General features: G+C 52.9%; 24 protein-coding genes. 8 read left to right on the top strand and 16 right to left on the bottom strand.

What is annotated here, in order from left to right; translation table 11 throughout:
• The first annotated feature begins 11 nt into the window (after positions 1-11).
• Positions 12-1,067, top strand: a complete 1,056-nt coding sequence (locus NFC81_RS00265; protein WP_304995528.1) for a chemotaxis protein CheB — start codon at positions 12-14, stop codon at positions 1,065-1,067.
• A 10-nt stretch (positions 1,068-1,077) separates the two neighbouring features.
• Positions 1,078-1,563 carry a chemotaxis protein CheW gene (locus tag NFC81_RS00260; protein ID WP_304995527.1) on the top strand — a complete coding sequence of 162 codons (486 nt, stop codon included), beginning with the start codon at positions 1,078-1,080 and terminating at the stop codon, positions 1,561-1,563.
• A gap of 51 nt (positions 1,564-1,614) precedes the next feature.
• Here NFC81_RS00260 and NFC81_RS00255 read toward each other — a convergent pair whose 3' ends face one another.
• Complete coding sequence (locus NFC81_RS00255) at positions 1,615-2,340, bottom strand: 16S rRNA (uracil(1498)-N(3))-methyltransferase (RefSeq protein WP_304995526.1); 726 nt, start codon at positions 2,338-2,340, stop codon at positions 1,615-1,617.
• Between the two features lie 75 nt (positions 2,341-2,415).
• Between NFC81_RS00255 and NFC81_RS00250 the strand changes: the two genes are divergently transcribed.
• The 6 genes from NFC81_RS00250 (at position 2,416) to NFC81_RS00225 (ending at position 9,300) form a co-directional block, all read left to right on the top strand.
• The gene (locus NFC81_RS00250) at positions 2,416-2,715 is read left to right on the top strand and encodes an MGMT family protein (protein ID WP_304995525.1); all 300 of its coding nucleotides are present in this window, start codon (positions 2,416-2,418) and stop codon (positions 2,713-2,715) included.
• 123 nt (positions 2,716-2,838) lie between these two features.
• On the top strand, positions 2,839-4,404 hold the full coding sequence (locus NFC81_RS00245) for a PAS domain-containing methyl-accepting chemotaxis protein (protein WP_304995524.1): 1,566 nt from the start codon (positions 2,839-2,841) through the stop codon (positions 4,402-4,404).
• 213 nt (positions 4,405-4,617) lie between these two features.
• The gene (locus tag NFC81_RS00240; protein ID WP_304995523.1) at positions 4,618-5,835 is read left to right on the top strand and encodes an HDOD domain-containing protein; all 1,218 of its coding nucleotides are present in this window, start codon (positions 4,618-4,620) and stop codon (positions 5,833-5,835) included.
• 52 nt (positions 5,836-5,887) lie between these two features.
• Positions 5,888-6,592, top strand: coding sequence for a hypothetical protein (locus NFC81_RS00235; protein ID WP_304995522.1), 705 nt, complete (start codon positions 5,888-5,890; stop codon positions 6,590-6,592).
• A 308-nt stretch (positions 6,593-6,900) separates the two neighbouring features.
• Entirely contained in the window at positions 6,901-8,427 is a 1,527-nt protein-coding gene (locus tag NFC81_RS00230) for a methyl-accepting chemotaxis protein (RefSeq protein WP_304995521.1), read from the top strand.
• A 123-nt stretch (positions 8,428-8,550) separates the two neighbouring features.
• Positions 8,551-9,300: a transporter substrate-binding domain-containing protein gene (locus NFC81_RS00225; protein ID WP_304995520.1), complete on the top strand. Its 750-nt coding sequence runs from the start codon at positions 8,551-8,553 to the stop codon at positions 9,298-9,300.
• A 104-nt stretch (positions 9,301-9,404) separates the two neighbouring features.
• On the opposite strand, the gene glmS is transcribed toward NFC81_RS00225, so the two are convergent.
• The 15 genes from glmS to rsmG form a co-directional block, all read right to left on the bottom strand.
• Positions 9,405-11,225: a glutamine--fructose-6-phosphate transaminase (isomerizing) gene (gene glmS / locus NFC81_RS00220; RefSeq protein ID WP_304995519.1), complete on the bottom strand. Its 1,821-nt coding sequence runs from the start codon at positions 11,223-11,225 to the stop codon at positions 9,405-9,407.
• A 105-nt stretch (positions 11,226-11,330) separates the two neighbouring features.
• On the bottom strand, positions 11,331-11,987 hold the full coding sequence (locus NFC81_RS00215; RefSeq protein WP_304995518.1) for an HAD family phosphatase: 657 nt from the start codon (positions 11,985-11,987) through the stop codon (positions 11,331-11,333).
• Between the two features lie 3 nt (positions 11,988-11,990).
• Entirely contained in the window at positions 11,991-13,349 is a 1,359-nt protein-coding gene (gene glmU, locus NFC81_RS00210) for a bifunctional UDP-N-acetylglucosamine diphosphorylase/glucosamine-1-phosphate N-acetyltransferase GlmU (protein WP_304995517.1), read from the bottom strand.
• Positions 13,350-13,523: 174 nt separating this feature from the next.
• Positions 13,524-13,946 (bottom strand): F0F1 ATP synthase subunit epsilon, encoded by a 423-nt coding sequence (locus NFC81_RS00205; RefSeq protein WP_304995516.1) that lies wholly within the window; start codon positions 13,944-13,946, stop codon positions 13,524-13,526.
• A gap of 64 nt (positions 13,947-14,010) precedes the next feature.
• Positions 14,011-15,417: a F0F1 ATP synthase subunit beta gene (gene atpD, locus NFC81_RS00200; RefSeq protein ID WP_304995515.1), complete on the bottom strand. Its 1,407-nt coding sequence runs from the start codon at positions 15,415-15,417 to the stop codon at positions 14,011-14,013.
• Positions 15,418-15,454: 37 nt separating this feature from the next.
• Complete coding sequence (gene atpG / locus NFC81_RS00195) at positions 15,455-16,324, bottom strand: F0F1 ATP synthase subunit gamma (protein ID WP_304995514.1); 870 nt, start codon at positions 16,322-16,324, stop codon at positions 15,455-15,457.
• 73 nt (positions 16,325-16,397) lie between these two features.
• Positions 16,398-17,939, bottom strand: a complete 1,542-nt coding sequence (atpA, locus tag NFC81_RS00190; protein ID WP_304995513.1) for a F0F1 ATP synthase subunit alpha — start codon at positions 17,937-17,939, stop codon at positions 16,398-16,400.
• A 14-nt stretch (positions 17,940-17,953) separates the two neighbouring features.
• On the bottom strand, positions 17,954-18,490 hold the full coding sequence (locus NFC81_RS00185; protein WP_304995512.1) for a F0F1 ATP synthase subunit delta: 537 nt from the start codon (positions 18,488-18,490) through the stop codon (positions 17,954-17,956).
• 12 nt (positions 18,491-18,502) lie between these two features.
• A complete protein-coding gene (locus tag NFC81_RS00180) occupies positions 18,503-18,973 on the bottom strand; it encodes a F0F1 ATP synthase subunit B (protein ID WP_304995511.1) in 471 nt (156 codons plus the stop codon).
• Positions 18,974-19,044: 71 nt separating this feature from the next.
• Complete coding sequence (gene atpE / locus NFC81_RS00175; protein ID WP_304995510.1) at positions 19,045-19,266, bottom strand: F0F1 ATP synthase subunit C; 222 nt, start codon at positions 19,264-19,266, stop codon at positions 19,045-19,047.
• A 93-nt stretch (positions 19,267-19,359) separates the two neighbouring features.
• Positions 19,360-20,223: a F0F1 ATP synthase subunit A gene (atpB, locus tag NFC81_RS00170; RefSeq protein WP_304995509.1), complete on the bottom strand. Its 864-nt coding sequence runs from the start codon at positions 20,221-20,223 to the stop codon at positions 19,360-19,362.
• Between the two features lie 17 nt (positions 20,224-20,240).
• Positions 20,241-20,573 (bottom strand): ATP synthase subunit I, encoded by a 333-nt coding sequence (locus NFC81_RS00165; RefSeq protein WP_370529916.1) that lies wholly within the window; start codon positions 20,571-20,573, stop codon positions 20,241-20,243.
• A 252-nt stretch (positions 20,574-20,825) separates the two neighbouring features.
• Positions 20,826-21,749, bottom strand: a complete 924-nt coding sequence (locus NFC81_RS00160) for a ParB/RepB/Spo0J family partition protein (protein ID WP_304995507.1) — start codon at positions 21,747-21,749, stop codon at positions 20,826-20,828.
• 12 nt (positions 21,750-21,761) lie between these two features.
• Entirely contained in the window at positions 21,762-22,547 is a 786-nt protein-coding gene (locus NFC81_RS00155) for an AAA family ATPase (RefSeq protein WP_304995506.1), read from the bottom strand.
• Between the two features lie 67 nt (positions 22,548-22,614).
• Entirely contained in the window at positions 22,615-23,241 is a 627-nt protein-coding gene (gene rsmG, locus NFC81_RS00150) for a 16S rRNA (guanine(527)-N(7))-methyltransferase RsmG (protein WP_304995505.1), read from the bottom strand.
• Position 23,242 lies beyond the last annotated feature (1 nt).

The following is a 23,242-nucleotide window of genomic DNA, read 5'->3' as shown; positions in this document are numbered from 1 at the left end:
CGGACCTGCACATGAAGGACCCGGCCCCACGCATAGGTATACTCGCTGACCAGCCACTGCAGCAGCAGCGGCTGCGCAGCCTATTGACCGAGGCTGGTCTGCACGTGGTCCTCTGCACCGCTCCGCAACGTACAAGCCCGGCGCTGCTCGACAGCAGCAGTGTGGCCCTATGGTTGGTGGATACCGACCTAGAAGCCTGTCCGGATGACGTATTAGACGCTGTTTTTGGTGAGCACCAAGCACCTGTCATCATTAATGAAGGAATGGCACAGCGCCAAGATGAGCAAGCCTATCAGGCATGGTCACGCCGGTTACTGGACAAGATTCACAGCGCGCTACCGCCTGCGGTATCCAGTCCGGTAACGGCGTTGATTGATGACCGAGAACTGTTCAGTTTGCCCACGCCAGTCAAAACCGTTTTGCCGTTGCCCTCCAGCCTTACCCCGACCAATGAGCATGATCCGGTGCGCACGTTATGGGTGATTGGGGCATCTTTAGGCGGGCCTGCCGCCGTTAAGACCTTTCTCGATCTCTTACCGGCACAACTGCCTTGTGCCTTTTTATATGCCCAGCACATTGATGCACAGTTTCAAGACAGCCTATTGAACGCCGTCGGACGACACAGTAGCCTGACATTAACACACTTGCGAGAAGGCATTACCCTACGTAACGGCCATGTTTATCTGGTTCCCGTCGAGCAAACATTCAGCCTCGATGCGACAAACTTGGTTCAGCTGCACGATACCCGATGGTCTGGGCCCTATGCACCCAGCATTGATGAAACCATGGAGTTTGCTGCAGTACAATTCAGTGGCCAATGTCATGCGCTGATCTTCAGTGGCATGGACGGCGACGCCCTCGTCGGCGCCGAACAGATCCGTGCCGCTGGCGGACAGGTCTGGACACAAGCTCCGAGGTCATGCATTCAATCGGCTATGCCTGATGCCATCCATCAAGCTGGTCTGTCGAATTACCGCGATACGCCACAGGCGCTGGCCCATGCCATCGTTAACCACCTAGTGACCGAGCAGCAGCGCATGTCATCTAGCCCACTCCGGACAACCTGAGGACTTTCCCATGGCCAAACAACTCTCAACCCAAGCAGCCACTGCACAGCCCACCCTGCTGCCCACCCTGTTGTTGCCCATGCAAGCCAGCCAATTGTTGGTGCCAAACGTTGCAATGGCCGAATTGGTGGCCCACCAACTGCCGCAACGTCCGGCACAAAGTCTGCCTGAGTGGATTCAAGGATTCGTGCAATGGCGCGGTGAGTCTGTGCCCTTGGTACTTTACGAAAACTATCTAGGCAAGCGGCGCGGTGCCGAGTCTAACGATTTGCGCATTGCGATTATGAACAGCATCAGTGACCAGTATAAGGGACGCTTTTACGGCATACTCATTCAGGGGATTCCCCGCATGCAGAAGATCACCGAAGAAGAATTGGTCACCCTCGCAGGTGTACCTTCTTCAGGCACGCTGTTTGAAGTGGATACGCCATTAGGTCCGGCAGACCTACCGGACTTGGAAGCTCTGGAAGCCGCGTTAGGCCAAGCCCTGCCTTAGGCGGCCAGCCGACGGCGGATACCGCTGCGCTCTTGCGCTCTACGGCCGACCTTAATAATCGCCCCACAGCGTATTTAAAGCCGCCAACAGCACCACGGGGGCGGTCTCAGTGCGCAGTACACGCGGCCCCATCGCCACTGGCAAGAACGACGCCTGTAGAGCAGCACTGATATCGCCTTCACTCAACCCGCCTTCAGGCCCGATCAAAGCCGCTACCGAATTAACCGGTGGTTGCGCCCGCAAGCGCTGTGCATGCTCATGATGCAACACCAACATTAGCTCCGCTTTTTGGGCATCCAACCAACTATTGAGCGCACACGGAGGATGAATTACCGGCACCCGCGCGCGTCCACACTGCTCTGCCGCACTGATGGCCACTTGCTGCCAACGTTGCCACTTCTTATCGGCGCGCTCACCTTTCAAACGCAATTCACTGCGTTCCGTTTCCAAGGGCGTCAGCTCCGCGATGCCGGCTTCGGTCGCTTTCTGAATGGCATACTCCATGCGGTCGCCTAAGGACATGCCTAAACCGATATGCACCTGCACAGGGCTTTCATTGGTTACGGGCGTGCTGGCCGTAATCGCCGCCTGTGCCGTTTTCTTACCCACCGCCGTCAAGGTGGCGGCATAATCGTGACCGTCACCATTGAACAATACAACGGGTGCGCCGTCGGCTAGCCGAAGCGCCTTGATCAGGTGTTGATGGCTACGGTCGCTCACGACAACGGTAGCCCCCACCATTAAGGGCTGGCTTTCATAAACTCTGGAAATTCGCATAGACTGTATTATGCCTTAGTCGTTTGTTTGATCATGGCCTCTTGGCTCACCAACCTTATGACCGGAAACCATCGTATGCACACGCCTGAATGGACAGAACAATTGTATCAACTGGTGGACAGTTTACCGCGTCATCAGGTAACCAGCTACGGTGCGCTCGCCAAGGCCATTGGCGGCGTAGGCCCACGACAAGTCGCCCGTGCCATGGGCCAGTTGCCAGAAGACACTCAATTACCTTGGCATCGCGTGATTCGCAGCGATGGCACCCTCGCCGAACATGCGAGGGCGGATGAGCAAGAATCTCGCCTACTAGCCGACGGCATACCCGTGTCCCGCAACCGCGTGCATCGACGTCATTTCCATCGTTTTAACTGACGCAAAAAAATAGTGCTAAAACGATAGGATATTCTGTGACACTTCGACTATTACTGTAACAGTGAGCAATACCCCCCTTATCGCAGTCTGCCGTCGCGGTTTACCCCGAACAAGGAGTTTGGTATGCGTAAAAATTTACCCGTCACCGATGTAGAATATGAGTTTCCGGAAACCGACCGTTTAATCTCCAGCACTGACGCCAAGGGCAAAATCCGCCATTGCAACGATGCTTTTGTGCGCACATCCGGGTTTACTCGCGAAGAACTCATTGGTAAACCGCATAACCTGGTACGTCACCCCGATATGCCACCGAAAGTTTTTGAAGACATGTGGCGCTATCTGCAGTCCGGCAAGCCCTGGATGGGCATGGTCAAAAACCGCCGCAAAAACGGCGACTACTATTGGGTCAGTGCTTACGTTACACCCATTTCAGAAGATGGGAAAATCATTGGCTACGAGTCCGTTCGGGTAAAGCCGAACAAGAAGTCGGTGGAAAGGGCTGGTCGTATGTACCGCAGGATCAATGCGGGTAAGTCGATAGACACGCCATTTGAAGTGGCCTATGCCGTGTGCTCGACATGGGGAGCCGTACTGGCAACTACGGTCATCATGCTACTGGCAGGCGCACTGACACAACAATGGGGACTCGCGGCACTGGGGATCGTGCTGCTGTTTGCACAAGACGGTGTGCGCTTTGTCCAACGCCGCAAACTATTGAACACTATATCGCGTCGGCTCAAAAACGCCTTCCATGATCCGCTAGTGGCCCGTACCTATACGTCCACACCCGGTTTGGCCGGGCAAATCGAAATGGCCGTCATGAGTTCACGCGCGCACCTCGCCAATGTGCTGACGCGCATCAATGACGCTGCCAGCAACCTCGCTTCGCAGAGCAAGGGTGCTATGAGCCTCGCTCGCGAGTCAGCGTCATCCATCGAAGAACAACAAAAAGAGTCCGCTCAGGTGGCCACGGCAATCAACCAGATGTCGGCCACTATTCACGAGCTATCCAGTCAGGTACAAAACTCCGCCGATGAAGCCGACCGGGCACACAACCTCGCAGAAGAAGGTACCCGCGTCGTCAAGTCTACCCACGACGGCATGACACAGTTAGCCGGCGCGGTGCAATCCATAGGGGATACTGTCTCGGATGTGGTCGTCAAAACCGGCAACATCTCCAAAGCCGCCGAACTGATTCAGCAAATCACCGAACAAACCAACTTACTGGCGCTCAATGCCGCCATTGAAGCAGCGAGGGCCGGTGAACATGGGCGCGGCTTCTCGGTGGTCGCCGATGAGGTACGTGCTTTAGCGAAACGCACCCATGAATCCACCGAGCAAATTCATCAGATTATTGTCGCGTTACAAGAGGGGGCAAAAGAAGCCGAAAATGCCGCGCATTCTGGCGTCACCGCGGCACAGGAGGGCGTCACCCGGGTGGAGGCCACCAACAGTAGCCTACAAGGCATTGCCGAAGCCGTCGAACGCATTACGTCGATGTCCCACCAAATGGCGGCTTCAATTGAGGAACAAGCGTCCGTCGCAGAAGAAATCAACCGCCAGATCACCCGTATCGCCAGCCTTGCGGACAACAGCTTAGAGAAAGGGGAAGAGACGGCACGTATAGCGACCGAGTTAAATCAAACGTCCGATGAGTTGCACGAACTGGTGGATCGCTTCAGTAATTGATCATGTGGCCGATAACCGTTTTGTACGCTGTGCATTTACTGTACAAAATACTGCTATACTGATCATAAAATGTCATAACAGGCGGAACGTGTATGAAGGCGAGTAGTAGCACGAATGCCCATCGAGATATGGATATCTTATGGTAGCGTCATTCTTCTGCCTGTGGATGCGTGCAATGGCATCATTGCTGTCTAGCGAGGGACTATAAGCGCTATGGATTACTACCATATTGTTCGCCAGCCCATTTTTCAGAAAAAGCGGCAGTTGCATGCGTACGAACTGATTTTGCGCCGTACGCCACTGGGCGCGCCAGAGCCCAGTGAAACCGATGACGCCGACCAAGAAATGATGCGCGAGCCCGGTCCTTTTCAACTCAAAACCATCGCTGATCTGACCGCCGGCAAACATGGCATGGTGTCATTCGATGCCGAAAGCCTGCTGGCCATGGCCCCTTTGGCGCTGCCCAAAAAGCACCTGATTATGGCCGTGGCTGATGAAGTGCAGCCCAGCACCGATGTGGTTAATGCAATCATCAAAATCAAGAATCGCGGCTATACCTTGGCGATTAGCCTACCTACCGACCCGGCGTGGGAGCCCATCTACCCACTGATCAACATCGTCAAGGTGAACCATCGCGCCACGGCCCCCGAAACACTGCAAGCAGTGAAGGAAGCCTTGGAACGTTTCGACGTGCACTACATGGCGACGCACCTGGATACCTACGCCGATTTCGCTGAGGCACGCGAGCAGGAATACGATTACTTTCAAGGGCAATTCTTTGCCCGGGCACAGGCGCAGCGCACCGTCAAGCTCAGTGAAGAGCAAGCCTTATTGGTCACCTTAATCACCGAATGTAATAAGCCAGCGGCTGATTTACAGCTCATGAGTGACATCATTGAGACGGACAAAGTCATGACCGAACGGCTGCTGAAATACGTTAACTCACCGGCATTTTTACGTGGCAACCCGATTGAGACACTCCCCCAAGCATTGGTGTATTTGGGAGAAGACGAAGTAAAGCGCTTTGCCACGGTGATTGCCACCGGCCAACTGAGTCCCAGTAAACCACCCGAGTTGATACGCCTCGCTATTGCCCGTGCACGTTTTTGCGAACTGCTGGCCCGCGAGCAAAAGTCAGTAGACCCGGCGCGTGCTTTCGTGGTTGGGCTGTTTTCGCTACTGGACGCAGTTATGGACGACAAGCTAGAAGCCTTACTTGAACGCCTGTTGCTCAATACCGATGTTCGCACCGCTCTGGTTCAGCACAAAGGTTTGTTGGCCGGATACTTGGCCGTAATCCGCATGCTAGAGCGTGCCGACTGGGGGCGCTTACATACTGCAATTACGCGACTGAAGCTGGAAGATAAAATGATTAACGGGCTGTATAAGGAGGCAATCCACTGGGCGAACGCCTACGATCCTGATAAATAGCACGGTCTCACACACAATTCAGCATGCCAGACGGCAACTCGGATCGGCGACAATGAAGACTGACTATATTTTTCGCTTTAACGATCGCTCTCCTCTGACTATCAGTGTGCAGCAAAACGACCAAGGCCTGATCTCCGGTGTGCTGCCTGAGTCCAAAGACAGCCTGAGTCCAGTGACTGCTCTTGCCCACTGCCAATGTGCTCATTGCCCTTTGCAGGCCGACGAACACCCATACTGCCCGCTCGCCGCCACCATTTGTCCTGCTCTTGCGGAGTTTGGTCAATTGACCTCCTATGAAGAAACACGCGTATTAGTCGTCACGGAAGAGCGGAGCTACCTCAAGCGCACGTCGCTGCAACAAGGGTTACGGTCATTGCTCGGCTTATTGATGGGTGGCAGTGGTTGCCCTTACATGCTGTACTTCCGGCCGCTGGCACGCTTTCACCTGCCATTTTCCAGCGACGCCGAAACGGTGTTTCGGTCGCTCGGTAATTTTTTGATTGCCCAACACCTCCATAATCGCCGCCATTCCGGCGACCAACCAGGGTCCTCAAAGACACTTGAACGCATCTATGCAGATGTTCATCAGGTCAACGCAGGCATGAGTCGACGCCTACGCAGTATGGCATCTTCGGACGCCATCAATAACGCACTTGTACTGTTGGACTTGTTCACTGGGCTGATGAATACCTATCTGGAAGAAGAAACGGACACGCTCGAGCATCTGTATGCAGAGTTTATTGCACAACAACAATGAAGCCCGATGATGGAGTGCAACGCCAACCACAGTAGTGCAGCATTCACCTAGAGCAAATCAACACACCGCTCATACCTAAACTCAACTCTTTTTCAAATCGATGTTATGCATCAACCAAACTGGTGTGCTACAGTTTAATCGAACATCGTTCGTTTACGTGCTGTAGAGTTCGACTCTATTTTGCTTGTATTCATGTGGTCCTGCAGTTGGAGATTCACTGATGTCAAACGTTCGCTTTTTGTTGTTAACACAGCAGGTACACTTACCTTTCTTGGCGTGGCGCACGGCGCGCTAAGGAGTATGAACACATGACCAAGCGCAACAGATCCCTGACCTTAAAGTTTAACCTCTGGGCGGTGTCCATCATCACCCTAATGCTCATTTTGAGCTCATTCATAAACTATACCCGAACCGCACAGAACTGGCGTGACGCAGTGGCCGCTCAACAGAACGACATCGCCACCTTCATAGGTTTATCACTGCCTTCTGCCCTGTGGAACTTTGAACTAAATACGGTGGATCAGATACTACGTGCCTCGGTTGGCAGTGCTGTACTCACCGGTGTCTATCTAGCCGAGGACAGCCGTTTTTCCCGCGGTTTGGTGATCAACGCTCAAGGTGAAATTGAAGCCGCCAGCGAACTGCCTGAAACAGCTGGCTTATTTGAAGTGCCGTTGTACCTTGAAGATGCTGGCGATGCGCCGATCGCTACGGCGTATTTGGAATTGGATCCTCGCTTTCTGAACGAGCGTCTGCGTGCGGTAGTGACCATGGCCATTGTGAGCACGCTGATTCTGGCTGTCATCCTCATGGTAGTCATTCATACCCTGATGACACTCTTGGTTAAACGCCCTATCGTTCAGTTACGCGACGCCATGCGCGATATTGCCCAAGAAGATGGCGACCTAACACGCCGCCTTGTGGTAATTGAGCAAAATGAAATCGGCAGCTTGGTGACTTACTTCAATGCCTTTATGGACAAGTTGCAGTCGTCCATCAGCTCGGTCGGCGCCATCGCTTTAGAGGTCGACAAGTCTGTAGCACGCATGGAGGAATCTTTTGCCAGCAGTCGTCAACTGGTTTCCGAACAAACCGTAGAGATCGACTCAATTGCCACTGCGGTTACCGAAAGCGCAACGGCGACGCACGATGTTGCACAGAACGCACAAATTGCAGCCGTCGCCGCCGAAGATGTTGTGGTCAATGCAGACAAAACACGGCAAGCGATGGATCAAACTGTGCATACCATGCACGAGTTAGCGACTCAGATTGATGAAACCGCCGCAGCCATGGCGTCTCTGCAAGGTGACGTGGACAGTATTTCTGAAATCATGGCCGTTATTCGCGGCATTGCCGAACAAACCAACCTACTTGCACTGAATGCGGCAATTGAAGCCGCGCGCGCCGGCGAGCAAGGTCGCGGCTTCGCAGTTGTGGCGGATGAAGTACGCAACCTTGCGGCAAGAACCCAGGGCAGCACCACCGAAATTGCAGAAAAGATAGATCGCCTTAAGCAAAGTGCAGAGCGCGGCGTCGCACTCGCTCAATCCGGCAAAGCATCCAGCGAAGCCTCAGTTCAACACGTTGGCAATGCACAAAACACGCTGGGCGATATTCTGGATTCGATGAACAAGATCAATGATATGGCTGCTCAAATAGCTACTGCGGTAGAACAGCAATCGCAAGTCAGCCAAGAGATCAGTGTGAACATCAATCGGATGACCGAACTTTCTCAACAAGCGACCGACCAAGTGGATCAATCATCCGCCGCCAGTTCGGATGTAAGTGCTCAAACTCAGTCTCTTAAACAAAACCTCGCCGGGTTTCGTTGGTAGGGTGTTTCCACACGGAGTGGAGAGCCCAAGTTCATCAGGCATTGATGAACACACTTTACGCACTGCGAAGCAAGGGTTGCGACAAGGTGACACTCAGACTTTAACTTCACCGGAGTACACAACATGAACCTTAACTCGTTAATCCCCCAAACACGACTTTTACGCCTAGCGATCGGCGCGCTGGTCACTTTGCTACTCGCGGCACCCACCGCAATGGCACGCACCATCACCCTCGCCAGTGGCGACTGGTCGCCCTATCAAGGGGACACATTACCGAATGGTGGTCCTGCCGCTCAGGTGGTCAGCGAAGCCTTCGCACAAGAAGGGTGGAATGTGCAGTACCGTTATTTGCCCTGGGCACGCGGTCTGGAAATGACACGTCAGGCTGACTTAGACGGTACCTTCCTATACAGCTACAACAGCGAACGTGGTACGCAATTTCTCTACAGCGACCCGGTTATTTCCCTTGAAACCGTGGTGTTCTACCGAAACGATCAACCTATCAGCTGGGAGGCTCCGGACGACTTGAAGGGCAAGGTATTCGGCGCAGTGACGGCTTATGACTATGGCTTCGTCACCGAGGACGCGGGCTTTACACTGGATCGCGTTGGTGTCCCAGAAAACAACTACCGTAAGCTGCAAGCCGGTCGCTTAGACGGTGTGCTGGAAGAAGTACAGGTTGGCTTGGAATTGGCACGCTCTATCGGTGCTGCTGACCAAATATCGTTTTATCCTAAACCGATCAAAGCTGATCCTTATCACCTGATCATCTCGCGTGACCACCCCGATGCACAGCTCATCATTGATACCTTCAATGCCGGACTTAAAAAGCTGAGCGACAGCGGACGGTTAAATGAGATCCTCTATCAGTGATAGGGTAAAAAGAAAAAAGGAGGCATTGGCCTCCTTTTTTAACATTTGCGATCGCCAAGGTTACCAGCTACTTCTGATTTCTGCCTTTTAGCAAGAACACCCTGTTACTCCACCGTAACGCTCTTGGCCAAATTGCGTGGCTGGTCCACATCGGTGCCTTTGATCAAGGCGACATAGTACGACAACAACTGTAACGGTATGGTGTAGACCACCGGCGCCAGCAAATCGGGGACGGTCTGCATAGTAATCACCTGAATACCGGGCTCCGGTTCCATGTTGGCGTTTTCGTCGGCAAACACGTAAAGCTGGCCACCTCGCGCGCGCACTTCTTCCATGTTCGATTTCAGCTTTTCCAACAGGTCGTTGTTGGGTGCAACGACGATGACCGGCATGTCTTCGTCAATCAATGCCAGTGGGCCATGTTTCAGCTCGCCTGCGGCGTAGGCTTCGGCGTGAATGTAGGAAATCTCTTTGAGCTTTAGCGCGCCTTCCATCGCAATGGGGTACTGGGTGCCACGCCCCAGAAATAAGGCATGATGCTTGTGAGCGAAGTCTTCCGCCAACTCTTCAATGCTGCTGGAAAGCTGCAAGGCTTGCTCCACCAGTGTTGGCAGTTTAGCCATTAGCTCAACCAACGGCTTAACGTGCTTGCCTTGCTCTTGTGCGATGCTCATGGTCAACAGCAACAAGCCAGTCAACTGCACGGTAAAGGCCTTGGTGGAAGCAACGCCAATTTCCACGCCAGCGCGCATCATATAAGCGAGGTCGGATTCACGCACCAGCGAAGAACCCGGTGCATTGCAAATGGTCAAGGATGCGGCATAGCCGAGGTCTTTAGCAAGGCGCAGTGCTGCCAGGGTATCGGCGGTCTCTCCGGACTGTGAGATGGTTACCAGCAGGCTGTTCGGTAGTACGACGGATTTGCGGTAACGGAACTCGGAGGCGATTTCCACTTGGCAGGGGATACCGGCGATCTCTTCAAACCAATACCGCGCGACCATACCAGCGTGATAGGAGGTACCACAGGCGATAATTTGTACTGCTTGAATGTCACGCAAAATGTCGATGCTACCGGCGCCAAAAGCTTCGGCCACCACACGACCGGCGTTAATACGACCCTCTAAAGTAGCGCGCAGGCTGTCGGGCTGTTCGTGAATTTCCTTCAACATAAAATGGCGATAGCCCGCTTTGTCACCGGCATCATGGTTGACCGTGCTTTCGACTATTTCGCGCTCAACCCGTTCGTCGTTGAGATCGAAAATACGCACCGAGGTACGCTTAACTTCTGCCACATCGCCTTCCTCAAGGTACTGAAATCGACGTGTAACCGGTAACAAGGCAAGTTGGTCAGACGCAACAAAGTGCTCACCGATACCATAACCAATCACCAGCGGCGCCCCGGAGCGGGCCACCACAATGGTCTCCGGTTCGTTGGTGTCCATGACGGCGGTACCGTAAGCGCCCTCCAGAAGTTTGCGCGCAGCCTGTACCGCTTCGACCAGGCTGCCGTGTTGGCTGCGTAGGTCAGCGATTAGGTGGGCGATGACTTCAGTATCTGTCTGCGACACAAACTGATAGCCCTTGCTTTTTAGGCCATTGCGCAGCGTCTGGTGGTTTTCGATGATGCCATTGTGCACTACGGCGACACTGCCGCTGGTATGTGGGTGAGCGTTCACTTCGCTGGGTTCACCGTGTGTTGCCCAACGCGTGTGTGCGATGCCGGTACCACCGGGCAGCGGCTGGGTACTCAGAGCGGCGGCCAGTTCCGATACCTTGCCCAGACGCTTGGTTTGGCGCAGCTCGCCGCCTGCTTGCATGACCGCTACACCAGCGCTGTCATAACCACGGTATTCCAGGCGGCGCAGGCCTTCTACTAGAATATCCACCACATCACGTTGCGCTACGGCTCCAACAATCCCACACATAGTCATTTCTCCTAACGCTTGCGGTATCTAGATGCCATACCATAAGCCATATGAATTAAGTTACTCCGCACTCCCTAGAGCACGGTACATTAAAGATCTTTTTGTTTATCGCTCAGGCAGCTGCGGAAATTCTCGCCAGTCGGTCATCACATTGGTAACTGATAATTGTGCTAGCTGCTCAGCAGTAGCCGATGGGCGGTAAGCCCAAACAGTGGCTCCGCTTTCTGTCGCTGCTACCAGTCCGGGATAACTGTCTTCAATGATCAAACACTGCTTAATATCAAACCCTAACCGCTCTGCCGATCGCCGATAAATGGCCGGATCGGGCTTGGCAACACCCATTGCTTCGGCATCAAAACGCTGTGCTCCCGAGAAGTACCTATCTAGCCCAGAAACACCTAACTTAAACGCCAATTCTTGTGTACGTGAGTTAGTCACTACTGCGAACGGCAGTGCTAAACGATCCAAAAGCTCGACCACACCCGGCATTGGCAATAGGGCATCGGCCATCAGACTTTCAAAGTACGTGCGGTTATCGGCCAAAAAAGTGTCCGGAAGAGTCTGCCCAATCAGCTCTTCAATCATTTCAATACAACGAGGCCACGCATGTCCGGTAAACTGCTGCGCCACCTCATGTTCGGTCAGGGTAACCCCTACACTCTGTAACGACTTGTGGAGAGCACGCGTCGCGATGGATTCCGAATCGACCAATACTCCGTCGCAATCAAATAGCACCGCCGCAAAGGACGTCTCGGTAGGCATGCGTTAAGCGTCCTTTTTAGTTGGGCGTTGCCACTTAGCGAGCGTTAGCTGCTTAGCGCGGGCGAGGGTTAACTGTTGGGCCGGAGCGTCTTTGCTGATCACTGAACCTGCGCCGACATAGCCGCCATCCCCTATGGAAACTGGGGCGATTAAGGTACTGTTGGAGCCAATGAAAGCTCCGTCACCAATGCGCGTGCGGTACTTATTCACGCCGTCGTAGTTACAGGTAATGGTGCCTGCCCCGATGTTAGCGCCCGCGCCCACTGTGGCATCGCCGACATACGTCAGGTGATTTACTTTAGCACCTTCGCCGATCTGTGATTTCTTGATCTCCACGAAATTGCCGACTTTGGCCTTAGCCGCCAGTGCTGTACCGGGACGCAAACGCGCAAAGGGGCCAACATTAGCATTTGGCCCGACGTGCGACTCTTCGATCAGAGTGTTGTCGAGAATAACTGCGCCATCGGCAATATGACTGTGCCGAATAATGCAGTTGGCACCGATGGTGACATTGGAACCCAGGGAGACATTGTCCAAGATGACATTTACATCGATGACGTTATCTGTACCGGTGGTTACTGTACCGCGCAAATCTAAACGAGCCGGATCGATCACGGTCACGCCTTGCAACATTAAACTCTCCACCCGGCGGCGCTGATATTCGCGCTCCAAGGCCGCCAACTGCACGCGGTTATTAACGCCCTGCGTGGCAATCAAGTCGTCAGCTTCTACTCCGTTAACGACCAAACCGTCCGCTACGGCCATAGCCACAAGGTCAGTCAGATAATACTCTTGCTGTGCGTTACTGTTGTCCAAGCGCGGCAAAGCCTGTTGTAGCCACTGACCGGGCACGGACATGATGCCGGTGTTAATTTCTTTGATGCGAAGTTGTTCTGGCGTGGCGTCCTTTTGCTCTACGATGGCAGTGATAGCGTTATGTTCACGCACGACACGACCATAGCCAGTCGGGTCATTCAATGACGCCGTGAATAGCGTCAAGCCTTCGGCCCGCTCGCCGCTTAGTAAAGGCAACAGTGCATTAGCCTCGATCAGCGGAACATCGGCATAAAGAATCAGTACACGTTGGTCGTCTTTTATACAGGGTAAGGCTTGTGCCACGGCATGGCCGGTACCCAACTGCTCCGCCTGAGTGACGAATCGAACAGGCTGTTCGGCGAACTGCGCTTTCACCGCTTCGGCGCCATGACCAACCACCAGAGTAATATCTCCACCCAGTTGTTGTGCCGTATCAACGACGTGCTGCACCAAGGGCGTCCCCGCCAAGGGGTGTAGCACCTTAGGCAATTTCGATTTCATGCGTGTGCCTTGACCCGCCGCCAAAATGACAATGTGTACTGACATTTGAGTTTCTCCCTATTTGGCGTTCATTCTAAGGCATGTTGACGGGATTCATAGCCCTGTAATTGTCATTTTCTTTATGACATAAATAAGGCCATAGGTTCGCAGGCAAATCCACAGGCATAAAAAAAGCGACCCGAAGGTCGCTTTCTCGCATAGCGGGCCGCGCAAGTAAGCTTACTTGCGACGACGACGCATTGCTTCGAGCACACGCAGTTGCGCCATGGCTTCTGCCAAACGCGCGGCGGCGTACGCATAATCAGCGTCGCCAACGAGATGTGCCATTTCTTTCTTCGCTTCTTCAGCTGCTTTTTCCGCAGCCGCCTGATCGATATCATCCGCTCGGGTTACCGTGTCGGCAAGAATGGTCAGTAGGTTCGGCTGCACTTCTAAGAAGCCACCGGACACATACATCATCTCTTCTTTGCCGCCCTGTCGGGTGATCTTAATGTAGCCAGGTTCAAGTGTAGTCAGCAGCGGAGCGTGATTAGGCAGAATACCCAATTCGCCCATGGCACCGCTGGCGACCAAAAACTCGACCAGACCCGAAAAGATCTTGCCTTCAGCGCTGACGATATCGCAATGTACAGTCATTGCCATCATTCTCTCCCTAAGGGATCACAGAAAACCAACCTTACCCATTGCTGCGTAAGGTTGGCTTCCATTATTTGGCCTTGCTGGCTTCGTAGCCTTCAATCACTTCCTGAATGGTGCCCTTCATGTAGAAGAACTGCTCAGGGATGTGATCGTAGTTACCGTCCAGAATGCCCTGGAAACCGCTGATGGTGTCTTTCAAGGACACGTACTTACCAGGGGCGCCAGTGAAGATCTCGGCCACGTGGAAAGGCTGAGACAGGAAGCGCTGGATTTTACGAGCGCGCGCAACGATCTGCTTATCTTCGTCGGACAACTCGTCCATACCCAAGATGGCGATGATGTCTTTCAGTTCGTTGTAGCGCTGCAACACTTCTTGCGTATCACGTGCCACGTCGTAGTGTTCACGACCAATAACCAAGGGATCAAGCTGACGCGACGTCGAATCCAGTGGGTCTACCGCTGGGTAGATACCCAAAGCAGCGATGTCACGGCTCAGTACGACGGTAGCGTCCAAGTGCGCAAACGTGGTCGCAGGCGATGGGTCAGTCAAGTCGTCCGCCGGTACGTATACCGCCTGAACAGACGTGATAGAGCCCGACTTGGTGGACGTAATACGCTCCTGCAGAGCACCCATCTCTTCAGCCAGTGTCGGCTGGTAACCTACTGCTGAAGGCATACGACCCAAGAGTGCGGATACTTCCGTACCGGCCAAGGTGTAACGATAGATGTTGTCCACGAAGAACAGTACATCACGGCCTTCATCACGGAAACGCTCGGCCATGGTCAAACCGGTCAAAGCAACGCGCAAACGGTTACCCGGTGGCTCGTTCATCTGGCCGTACACCATGGCTACCTTAGACTCAGGCAGGTTTTCCAACTGAATAACACCGGCTTCTGACATCTCGTGGTAGAAGTCGTTACCTTCACGAGTACGCTCACCTACACCGGCGAACACGGACAAACCAGAGTGCTCTTTCGCGATGTTGTTGATCAGCTCCAGCATGTTTACCGTTTTACCCACACCGGCACCACCGAACAGACCGACCTTACCGCCTTTCGCGAATGGGCAGATCAAGTCGATAACCTTGATACCGGTTTCCAGGATTTCCTGACTCTGCGCTTGTTCAGCATAGCTCGGAGCATCCCGGTGAATGGACATGCGTTCTTTTTCACCGATAGGGCCACGTTCGTCGATGGGGTTACCCAAGACGTCCATGATGCGACCCAAGGTTTCAGTGCCAACCGGCACCATGATGGGACCATTGGTGTTGTTCACATCCAGGCCACGCGTGAGCCCTTCGGACGCACCCATGGCAATGGCACGTACAACGCCGTCGCCCAGCTGCTGCTGAACTTCCAAGGTCAGGTCTTTGCCTGCCACGGTCAGGGCGTCATACACTTTAGGCACAGAATCACGTGGAAATTCCACGTCTACTACTGCGCCGATGATCTGTACGATCTTTCCGCTACTCATTAGTATTTCCTCTCAATCCCGAATATTGGGGAGCTCGCTACACCGCCATGGCGCCGCTAACGATCTCAGACAATTCCTGCGTAATACTGGCCTGACGGGCTTTGTTGTATTCCAACGCTAGCTCGTCCATCAAATCCCCAGCATTATCTGTCGCGTTCTTCATTGCCATCATCCGCGCGGCCTGCTCACAAGCCAGATTCTCAACTACGGCCTGGTACACCATGGCCTCAACATAACGGGAAAACAAACCGTCCAACAACTTCTTGGCATCTGGCTCGTAAATATATTCCCAAATGTCGCGCTTTGCCGTTTCATCTTCAGCCGCTACCAAAGGCAGCAACTGCTCGACGTTTGGCGTCTGCGTCATGGTGTTAACGAACTCGTTATAAACCAGAAACAGACGATCAATTTCGCCCTTGTTGTATTTCTGGAGCATAACCTGAACAGAACCAATAACGTCTTTGACTTCTGGTTTGTCGCCCAGTGAGCTCGTGGCTGCAACGCTGCGCAAGCCGATTTTGCGGAAAAATCCCGCGCCCTTGTTACCGATGGTGCAGACCTCAACGCCTACGCCCTGATTCTTCCATTCAGTGATCGACTTCAGTGCGGCCTTAAACATGTTGGCGTTCAGACCACCACAGAGGCCACGGTCGGTCGATACCATGATATAACCTACGTTCTTTACCTCACGCTCCTCGAGGTAAGGGTGTGTGTAGTTATAGTCGGTATCGGCGTTTGCGATGTGGCCGATCACCAGACGTACTTTTTCAGAATACGGCTTGGTGGCTTGCATCCGGTCCTGGGCTTTGCGCATCTTGCTCGCCGAAACCATTTCCATCGCGGAAGTGATTTTCTGCGTATTCTTGATGCTCCCAATTTTGGAGCGTATCTCTTTTCCGGCTGCCATAATTATCGCCTCAAACTAATCTGGGCAGAGTTGCCGGTATGTGGCAACCGCCCAGATATGATCAGGAACCAGCTTAGCTACGAGAAGCCTTAAACTTCTCGATACCTTCACGGAACGCTTTCTCGATGCTGTCATCGTATTTGCCAGAAGCAACGATGTCTTTCATCAGGTCGGCGTATTCCGCTTGCATGAATTTGTGCAAGTCTGACTCGAATGAACCAATGTCACTCACTGCAACGTCTTTGAGGTAACCCTCGTTCGCTGCAAAGATAGACACTGCCATTTGTGCGATAGACAGTGGTGCGTACTGAGCTTGTTTCATCAGCTCTGTCACGCGCTCACCGTGGTCTAGCTGGGCACGCGTCGCTTCATCCAGATCAGATGCGAACTGCGAGAATGCCGCCAATTCACGATACTGAGCCAATGCCGTACGAATACCACCGGACAATTTCTTAACAATTTTGGTCTGCGCCGCACCACCTACACGAGAAACCGAAATACCCGCGTTCATTGCCGGACGAATACCGGAGTTGAACAGGTTGGTTTCCAGGAAGATCTGACCGTCAGTAATCGAGATTACGTTGGTCGGTACGAATGCCGATACGTCACCACCTTGAGTTTCGATGATTGGCAGCGCGGTCAAAGAGCCGGTTTTGCCTTTCACTTCGCCTTTGGTCAGCTTTTCAACTTCTTCTGCATTAACGCGTGAAGCACGCTCAAGCAAACGTGAGTGTAGATAGAATACGTCACCAGGGTAGGCTTCACGACCTGGCGGACGACGGAGCAACAGCGAGATTTGACGGTAAGCAACAGCCTGTTTAGACAGGTCATCGTATACGATCAAGGCATCTTCGCCACGGTCACGGAAATACTCACCCATGGTGCAGCCAGCGTAAGGCGCCAAGAACTGCATAGAGGCAGGAGTAGAAGCAGAAGCGGCTACGATGATGGTGTGTTTCAACGCATCGTGCTCTTCCAGCTTGCGTACGACGTTAGCAATGGTCGACTGTTTCTGACCGATGGCAACGTATACACACTTAACGCCCGTGTCTTTCTGCGCGATGATGGCATCGATGGCCATGGCGGTTTTACCCGTCTGGCGGTCACCGATGATCAACTCACGCTGACCACGACCGATGGGTACCATGGCATCAACGGCTTTGTAGCCGGTTTGCAATGGTTGATCGACCGACTGACGAGCGATTACACCAGGCGCCACTTTTTCAATAGCGTCAGTGCCAACAGCTTCTACAGGGCCTTTACCATCAATAGGATTACCCAGCGCATCCAGAACACGACCCATCAGGCCTGGGCCTACGGGTACTTCTAGGATACGACCGGTGCAATGACACTTTTGACCTTCGGCCAAACCTTTATAGTCACCCAGTACAACAGCACCAACGGAGTCACGCTCCAAGTTCAGTGCCATACCGAATAAACCACCGTCAAAGGCGATCATTTCACCGTACATTACATCGGCAAGACCGTGGATACGAACGATACCGTCAGATACCGACACGATAGTGCCTTCATTTTTTGCTTCAGAAGATACATTGAGACCCTCAATGCGCTTCTTAATCACTTCACTGATTTCTGAAGGATTTAATTGCTGCATGCTATTTCCCTCAATTAGGAATTCATCGCTTCTGCCAGTTTGACCAAACGACCGCGTACAGAACCATCGATCACGGTATCACCGTAACGAATGATGATACCGCCTTTCAAAGACGGATCGAGCTCTGTCGACACCTGAACCGCACGGTTCAGCTTCTTGGTAATTTTTTCTGACAGGGTTTTTATCTGTGCATCGGACAACGCGAACGCAGTAGAGATCACCACGTCGGCGGTTTGTTCTTCCGCCAAACGCAACGTTTCGAATTGCTCAAAGACTTCCGGTAACAGACCCAAACGGCTGTTCTCTGCCATCGTAGCAACAAGATTTTCACCGCCAGCGACCATGTCTTCAGTACACAACGCGACCAGTTGCTCTACTTTTTGCGCTGTAGAGAGACTGACGTGGTTTACCAACGACTGGACTTCGGGTATGCAAGCAACGCTGGCTAAGGAGCGCAGCATCGCCGACCACCCAGTAAGCTGGCCGTTCGCCTTGGCTACATCGAACGCCGCTTTCGCGTAAGGACGTGCTAATGTGCTGATTTCTGCCATAGCCTCATCCCCTTAGAGTTCTGCTGCCAGTTTTTCCAGCATGTCACTGTGGACTTTCTCGTCGATAGAGGCATCCAATACTTTCTCTGCGCCCAGCATTGCAAGCACTGCGACTTTCGCACGCAATTCTTCTTTTGCCAGGTTTTGCTCGTGTTTGATATCTTCACGGGCGGCAACGATTAAACGCTCACCTTCCGCACGAGCTTCAGCCTTTGCTTCATCCACTAACTGTGCAGCACGACGATTCGCCTGCTCAATAATGGCTGCTGCCTGTTCTTTGGCTTCACGCAATTTTGCCTTTGCGCTATCTTGCGCGAGCTCCAGATCTTTGCTTGCACGATCAGCGGCGTTTAAGCCATCGGCAATCTTCTTCTGGCGCTCTTCGATAGCCGCCACGAGTGGCGGCCAAACGAACTTTGCGCAAAACCATACGAACAGACCAAAGGTGATGATTTGACCAACTAACGTGTAGTTAAAATTCACGTTTCACCTCTTTCTGTTGATAGCTTGAATTGATCAACGACCCAAAATACTTCAGGACGGACAACGGGTTATCACAGGAAGATCAAGAGCATTGCGATACCAACACCGATGATAGGAATAGCTTCTACCAGACCAGCGATGATGAAGAATTTAGTCTGCAGTGCAGGTGCCAATTCAGGCTGACGAGCTGTAGTTTCCAACAGCTTGCTACCCAGGTTACTGATAGACAGTGACGCACCTAGTGCACCGGCAGCCAAGATGATTGCAACAGCAAAATATACAGCAGTTTCCATGGTTTTCTCCTAGAGTTTCAGTAGTTTAAAAGTTAAAACGGGTTAAATACTTAGGTAATACGCTTACTTATGAGGGCCGCAGCCCTCTGCTTTCTAATGGTCTTCCTGCGCCATGGCGAGATAAACCGTGGCAAGTACCATAAAGATAAAGGCTTGCAGAGTAACCACCAGAATGTGGAACACGGCCCAAACAAACTGCAGCGCCCCCGCCAGTGGCATGAACACTATACCAGCCATAAACATCAAGGCGATCAACAAGAAGATCATTTCACCGGCATACATGTTGCCGAACAGACGCAAGCCGAGACTGACCGGCTTCGACAACAGACCGACGATTTCCATAAACAGGTTAACGGGGATGAACAACCAGTGGTTGAACGGCGTGAAAGACAACTCACGCAGGAAGCCCCAGCCTTTCACCTTTATGGAGAAGGCAACGACCATGATCAGCACGAAAATCGCCATACCCAAGGTGACGTTGGCATCGGTCGTCGGCGCGACTTTTTGGTAATTTATGCCAAAAGCCACTTCCAGCGTGTAAGGAATCAAATCCACTGGCAGCAGTTTCATGCAATTCATTAGAAAGACCCAGACAAAAATCGTCAGGGCGATCGGAGCAATGCTTGAGGTACGACCGTGAAAGACTTCTTTCACCGTTTTATCGATAAACTCAACGACCATTTCGACCAGACACTGGAACTTGCCTGGCACGCCAGAGTTGGCGCGTTTCGCAGCCAAACCGAACGTAATGCAGAACACCAAGCCCAACAAGGTGCCCCAGAACATTGAGTCAACGTGGATGCTTTGAAAGCCCATTGCCTTGGCAATGTATGAACTCTGTGCGAGCTGCCAGCCAGCCTCTACACCGAACTCTGCAGCGGCTTCTGGAGACAGATAACCATAGGTAAGGTTAGCTAGGTGGTGCTGAATGTACTCAGAGGGAGTCTCGTATGCCATAGTCGTTTAAGCCTCTTTTACCGCCGCGGCGGCAGTTGAATTAGAATGCTGCTCAATATCAGGCCATATACATAAAAGAAGAGCAGTGTGGCCATAAGCCAACCTGCCGCAACGCCAGGATATCGAGTAAAAATGAGTGCGCAGCCAAAGGCTACAAACACCAATTTCCCAGTAAAGCCGACCACAATGGATAGAAAAAGGCTGACTGACTGCTCAGCGCCAACAAACCGCAGGCTTAACAATGAAAACACCCACTGCGGTATGGCATAGAGCAAGCCGCCTAATAAGACGGCAATGCCGATCTCTGAGGACACTAGGAACGCTAACAAAGTGAGTGTCATCAGGGACACCAGTTCGACGACTTTGGCTGTTATTATGCGCCTTTTAAAGTCAGTCGCTTGTTGCGCTTGCGTGGTCACCTGATGTTCGGTCACCGGCCCTCTGTCTATTCGTTGATGGTCATCAAAAGCGCGGGAAAGTATAGGTGTTCAAAGGCTCACCATCAATAGTTGATTCGCTTTTAACACCTAGCCGCCTGTATCTGTGTCGGTAATACTCTACTCTTGTCGCGATTATGCTCGTAATGAATGCCTTCTCTCTACTTACTTGAGATGATCGAGAATACCGTCCAGCTCATCCAGGCTGTTATAACTGATCACCAAGGAGCCTTTGCCCTGCGCACCATGCTTGATCGCCACCGGGGCACCTATGCGCGCCGCCAAGGTGTCTTCCAATTTGCGAATATTGGCATCGACAGGCGGCTTAGTTGCCGGGCCATGATTACTACGCAACGCATGATTCTTTACTAAGGCCTCGGCTTGCCGCACGTTGAGGCCTTTAGCCACCACTTCTTGCGCAATGCGGATTTGATCGGCGCCTTCAAGGGTCAGCATGGCGCGCGCGTGGCCCATTTCAATATCGCCGTGTTCGAGCATGCGGCGTACTTCCGACGTCAGATTCAACAAGCGCATCAAATTCGCTACGGTTGCTCGCTTTTTGCCGACAATGTCTGCCACTTCTTGCTGAGTTAACTCAAACTCTTTTTGCAGACGCTGCAAAGCCACGGCTTCTTCGACCGGATTCAGGTCTTCACGCTGAATGTTTTCGATCAGCGCCATGGCAATGGCGTCTTCATCGCTGACTTCGCGGATTACCGCGGGTACCGACTCCAGACCCGCCATCCGCGCCGCACGCCAGCGCCGTTCACCGGCAATGATTTCGTATTTATCCGAGGTTATAGCCCGAACAACGATAGGCTCAATGATACCTTGCGAGCGAATGGAGGCCGCCAGCTCTTCCAAGCCGTCCGATGACATATCTCGGCGCGGCTGATACTGCCCACGCTGCAATGCATCCAATGGTAAGTAACTGAGGTCGCCGCGTGGGTCCGGCACACGTGCCGCCGTGGGTGTTGGCTCAAGGGCTGTTGAGTGTGATTCCGAGCTTACCGGCACTTCTACCCGCACCGCAGGCTGGCTGATCAGGCTACTCAGGCCTTTCCCTAATCCTCTTTTTTTAACCGACATAACTTAACGTACTCAATTGGCTGTAGCCTGGGTTTCTTCTTGACGACGAATAAACTCACCAGCCAAGGCCAGATAGGATAAAGCGCCCCGTGACGACTGATCATACTGCATCACCGGGAGTCCATAAGATGGTGCTTCGGCAACACGAATATTGCGCGGAATTACCGTGCGATACAGGCGTGCGCCAAAATGGTTTTGCAATTCCTTCGACACATCAGACGTCAGGCTGGTGCGGCCATCGTACATGGTACGCAGCACACCCTCGACTTCCAGCTTGGGATTCGTAGCGTCTTTAATCTGCTCGATGGTGTCCAATAAGGCGGCAATACCTTCAAGAGCAAAGTACTCGCACTGCACCGGAATCAGTACCGCATCGGCAGCGGTTAATGCATTAACCGTCAGCATATTAAGCGATGGAGGACAATCCAGAATGATCATGTCATATTGATCACGCACGGTTTCCAACGCCATCGACAAGCGATGCTCGCGCTGATCCACATTCAACAGCTCAACTTCCGCCGCCGTGACATCGCCATTCGAAGGAATCATATCGTAACCCGCCTGCTCGGCGTGCACGATGACTTTATCGAGCGGGGTTTTTTCAATCAAGACATGGTAGAGGTGGAACTCGAGCTCATTTTTACTGATGCCGCTACCCATGGTTGCATTACCTTGCGGGTCCATATCCACCAGCAATACTTTACGCTTGGTTGCGACCAAGGACGCCGCGAGGTTAATTGCCGTGGTCGTCTTCCCTACCCCACCTTTTTGGTTGGTGACGGCGATGATTTTCTTCATGCAACACTCCGATACTGTAGCCGGTGCTATGAACGACCGATGAATTCTATGTTTACCGCTGCCCAGTTTACGCCGCGCCCAAAACTACCAGATGTCGCTGACCATCGGCACCGGGCACCTGCAATTGCCGAACGCTGGTTACGTGAATATCTGCGGGCAGCGCCGCCAGCTCCTCATCCGGGTAGAGCCCTTTCATGGCAATGAACTGACCGTCTGGCGCCAACAAATGGCGCGACCAAGCCACCATATCGGCCAAGGTAGCAAAGGCTCGACTGGTGATCACGTCAAAGGGTTCAGCGCTGTAGGATTCCACACGACTCTGTATGGTTGCAACTGATTTTAACCCCAGCTCCATCGTCATCTGGCGCAAAAAGCGAATTTTTTTGCCATTGCTGTCGAGCAAAGTCACCGTGATATCGGGCCGCGCAATGGCGACCACGATACCGGGCAAACCGCCACCAGTACCCACATCCAGCAAGCGACCAGCGGGCAGAAACGGCAGAATGCTTAAACTGTCAATCAGGTGCCGCTGCACCATGGCCATAGGGTCACGCACGGCGGTCAAATTATAAGCCTTGTTCCATTTGATCAGGCCAGCATGATACGCCAACAGCTGGTCCACCTGAGCATCATCCAGCGCTATGGCCAGCTGATCGATGGCCTGCGACAACACGTCTTTATACGGTAGGCTCATA

The organism is Salinispirillum sp. LH 10-3-1 (assembly GCF_030643825.1).
In the GTDB taxonomy this organism is placed as follows: Bacteria; Pseudomonadota; Gammaproteobacteria; order Pseudomonadales; family Natronospirillaceae; genus Salinispirillum.
This window is presented reverse-complemented; position numbering and strand designations above follow the sequence as displayed.

Excerpts from the sequence above, each read along its gene's own strand:
- NFC81_RS00265 (WP_304995528.1), top strand. The coding sequence starts at position 12 with ATGAAGGACCCGGCCCCACGCATAGGTATACTCGCTGACCAGCCACTG.
- NFC81_RS00260 (WP_304995527.1), top strand. The coding sequence starts at position 1,078 with ATGGCCAAACAACTCTCAACCCAAGCAGCCACTGCACAGCCCACCCTG.
- NFC81_RS00255 (WP_304995526.1), bottom strand. The coding sequence starts at position 2,340 with ATGCGAATTTCCAGAGTTTATGAAAGCCAGCCCTTAATGGTGGGGGCT.
- NFC81_RS00250 (WP_304995525.1), top strand. The coding sequence starts at position 2,416 with ATGCACACGCCTGAATGGACAGAACAATTGTATCAACTGGTGGACAGT.
- NFC81_RS00245 (WP_304995524.1), top strand. The coding sequence starts at position 2,839 with ATGCGTAAAAATTTACCCGTCACCGATGTAGAATATGAGTTTCCGGAA.
- NFC81_RS00240 (WP_304995523.1), top strand. The coding sequence starts at position 4,618 with ATGGATTACTACCATATTGTTCGCCAGCCCATTTTTCAGAAAAAGCGG.
- NFC81_RS00235 (WP_304995522.1), top strand. The coding sequence starts at position 5,888 with ATGAAGACTGACTATATTTTTCGCTTTAACGATCGCTCTCCTCTGACT.
- NFC81_RS00230 (WP_304995521.1), top strand. The coding sequence starts at position 6,901 with ATGACCAAGCGCAACAGATCCCTGACCTTAAAGTTTAACCTCTGGGCG.
- NFC81_RS00225 (WP_304995520.1), top strand. The coding sequence starts at position 8,551 with ATGAACCTTAACTCGTTAATCCCCCAAACACGACTTTTACGCCTAGCG.
- glmS (WP_304995519.1), bottom strand. The coding sequence starts at position 11,225 with ATGTGTGGGATTGTTGGAGCCGTAGCGCAACGTGATGTGGTGGATATT.
- NFC81_RS00215 (WP_304995518.1), bottom strand. The coding sequence starts at position 11,987 with ATGCCTACCGAGACGTCCTTTGCGGCGGTGCTATTTGATTGCGACGGA.
- glmU (WP_304995517.1), bottom strand. The coding sequence starts at position 13,349 with ATGTCAGTACACATTGTCATTTTGGCGGCGGGTCAAGGCACACGCATG.
- NFC81_RS00205 (WP_304995516.1), bottom strand. The coding sequence starts at position 13,946 with ATGGCAATGACTGTACATTGCGATATCGTCAGCGCTGAAGGCAAGATC.
- atpD (WP_304995515.1), bottom strand. The coding sequence starts at position 15,417 with ATGAGTAGCGGAAAGATCGTACAGATCATCGGCGCAGTAGTAGACGTG.
- atpG (WP_304995514.1), bottom strand. The coding sequence starts at position 16,324 with ATGGCAGCCGGAAAAGAGATACGCTCCAAAATTGGGAGCATCAAGAAT.
- atpA (WP_304995513.1), bottom strand. The coding sequence starts at position 17,939 with ATGCAGCAATTAAATCCTTCAGAAATCAGTGAAGTGATTAAGAAGCGC.
- NFC81_RS00185 (WP_304995512.1), bottom strand. The coding sequence starts at position 18,490 with ATGGCAGAAATCAGCACATTAGCACGTCCTTACGCGAAAGCGGCGTTC.
- atpE (WP_304995510.1), bottom strand. The coding sequence starts at position 19,266 with ATGGAAACTGCTGTATATTTTGCTGTTGCAATCATCTTGGCTGCCGGT.
- atpB (WP_304995509.1), bottom strand. The coding sequence starts at position 20,223 with ATGGCATACGAGACTCCCTCTGAGTACATTCAGCACCACCTAGCTAAC.
- NFC81_RS00160 (WP_304995507.1), bottom strand. The coding sequence starts at position 21,749 with ATGTCGGTTAAAAAAAGAGGATTAGGGAAAGGCCTGAGTAGCCTGATC.
- NFC81_RS00155 (WP_304995506.1), bottom strand. The coding sequence starts at position 22,547 with ATGAAGAAAATCATCGCCGTCACCAACCAAAAAGGTGGGGTAGGGAAG.
- rsmG (WP_304995505.1), bottom strand. The coding sequence starts at position 23,241 with ATGAGCCTACCGTATAAAGACGTGTTGTCGCAGGCCATCGATCAGCTG.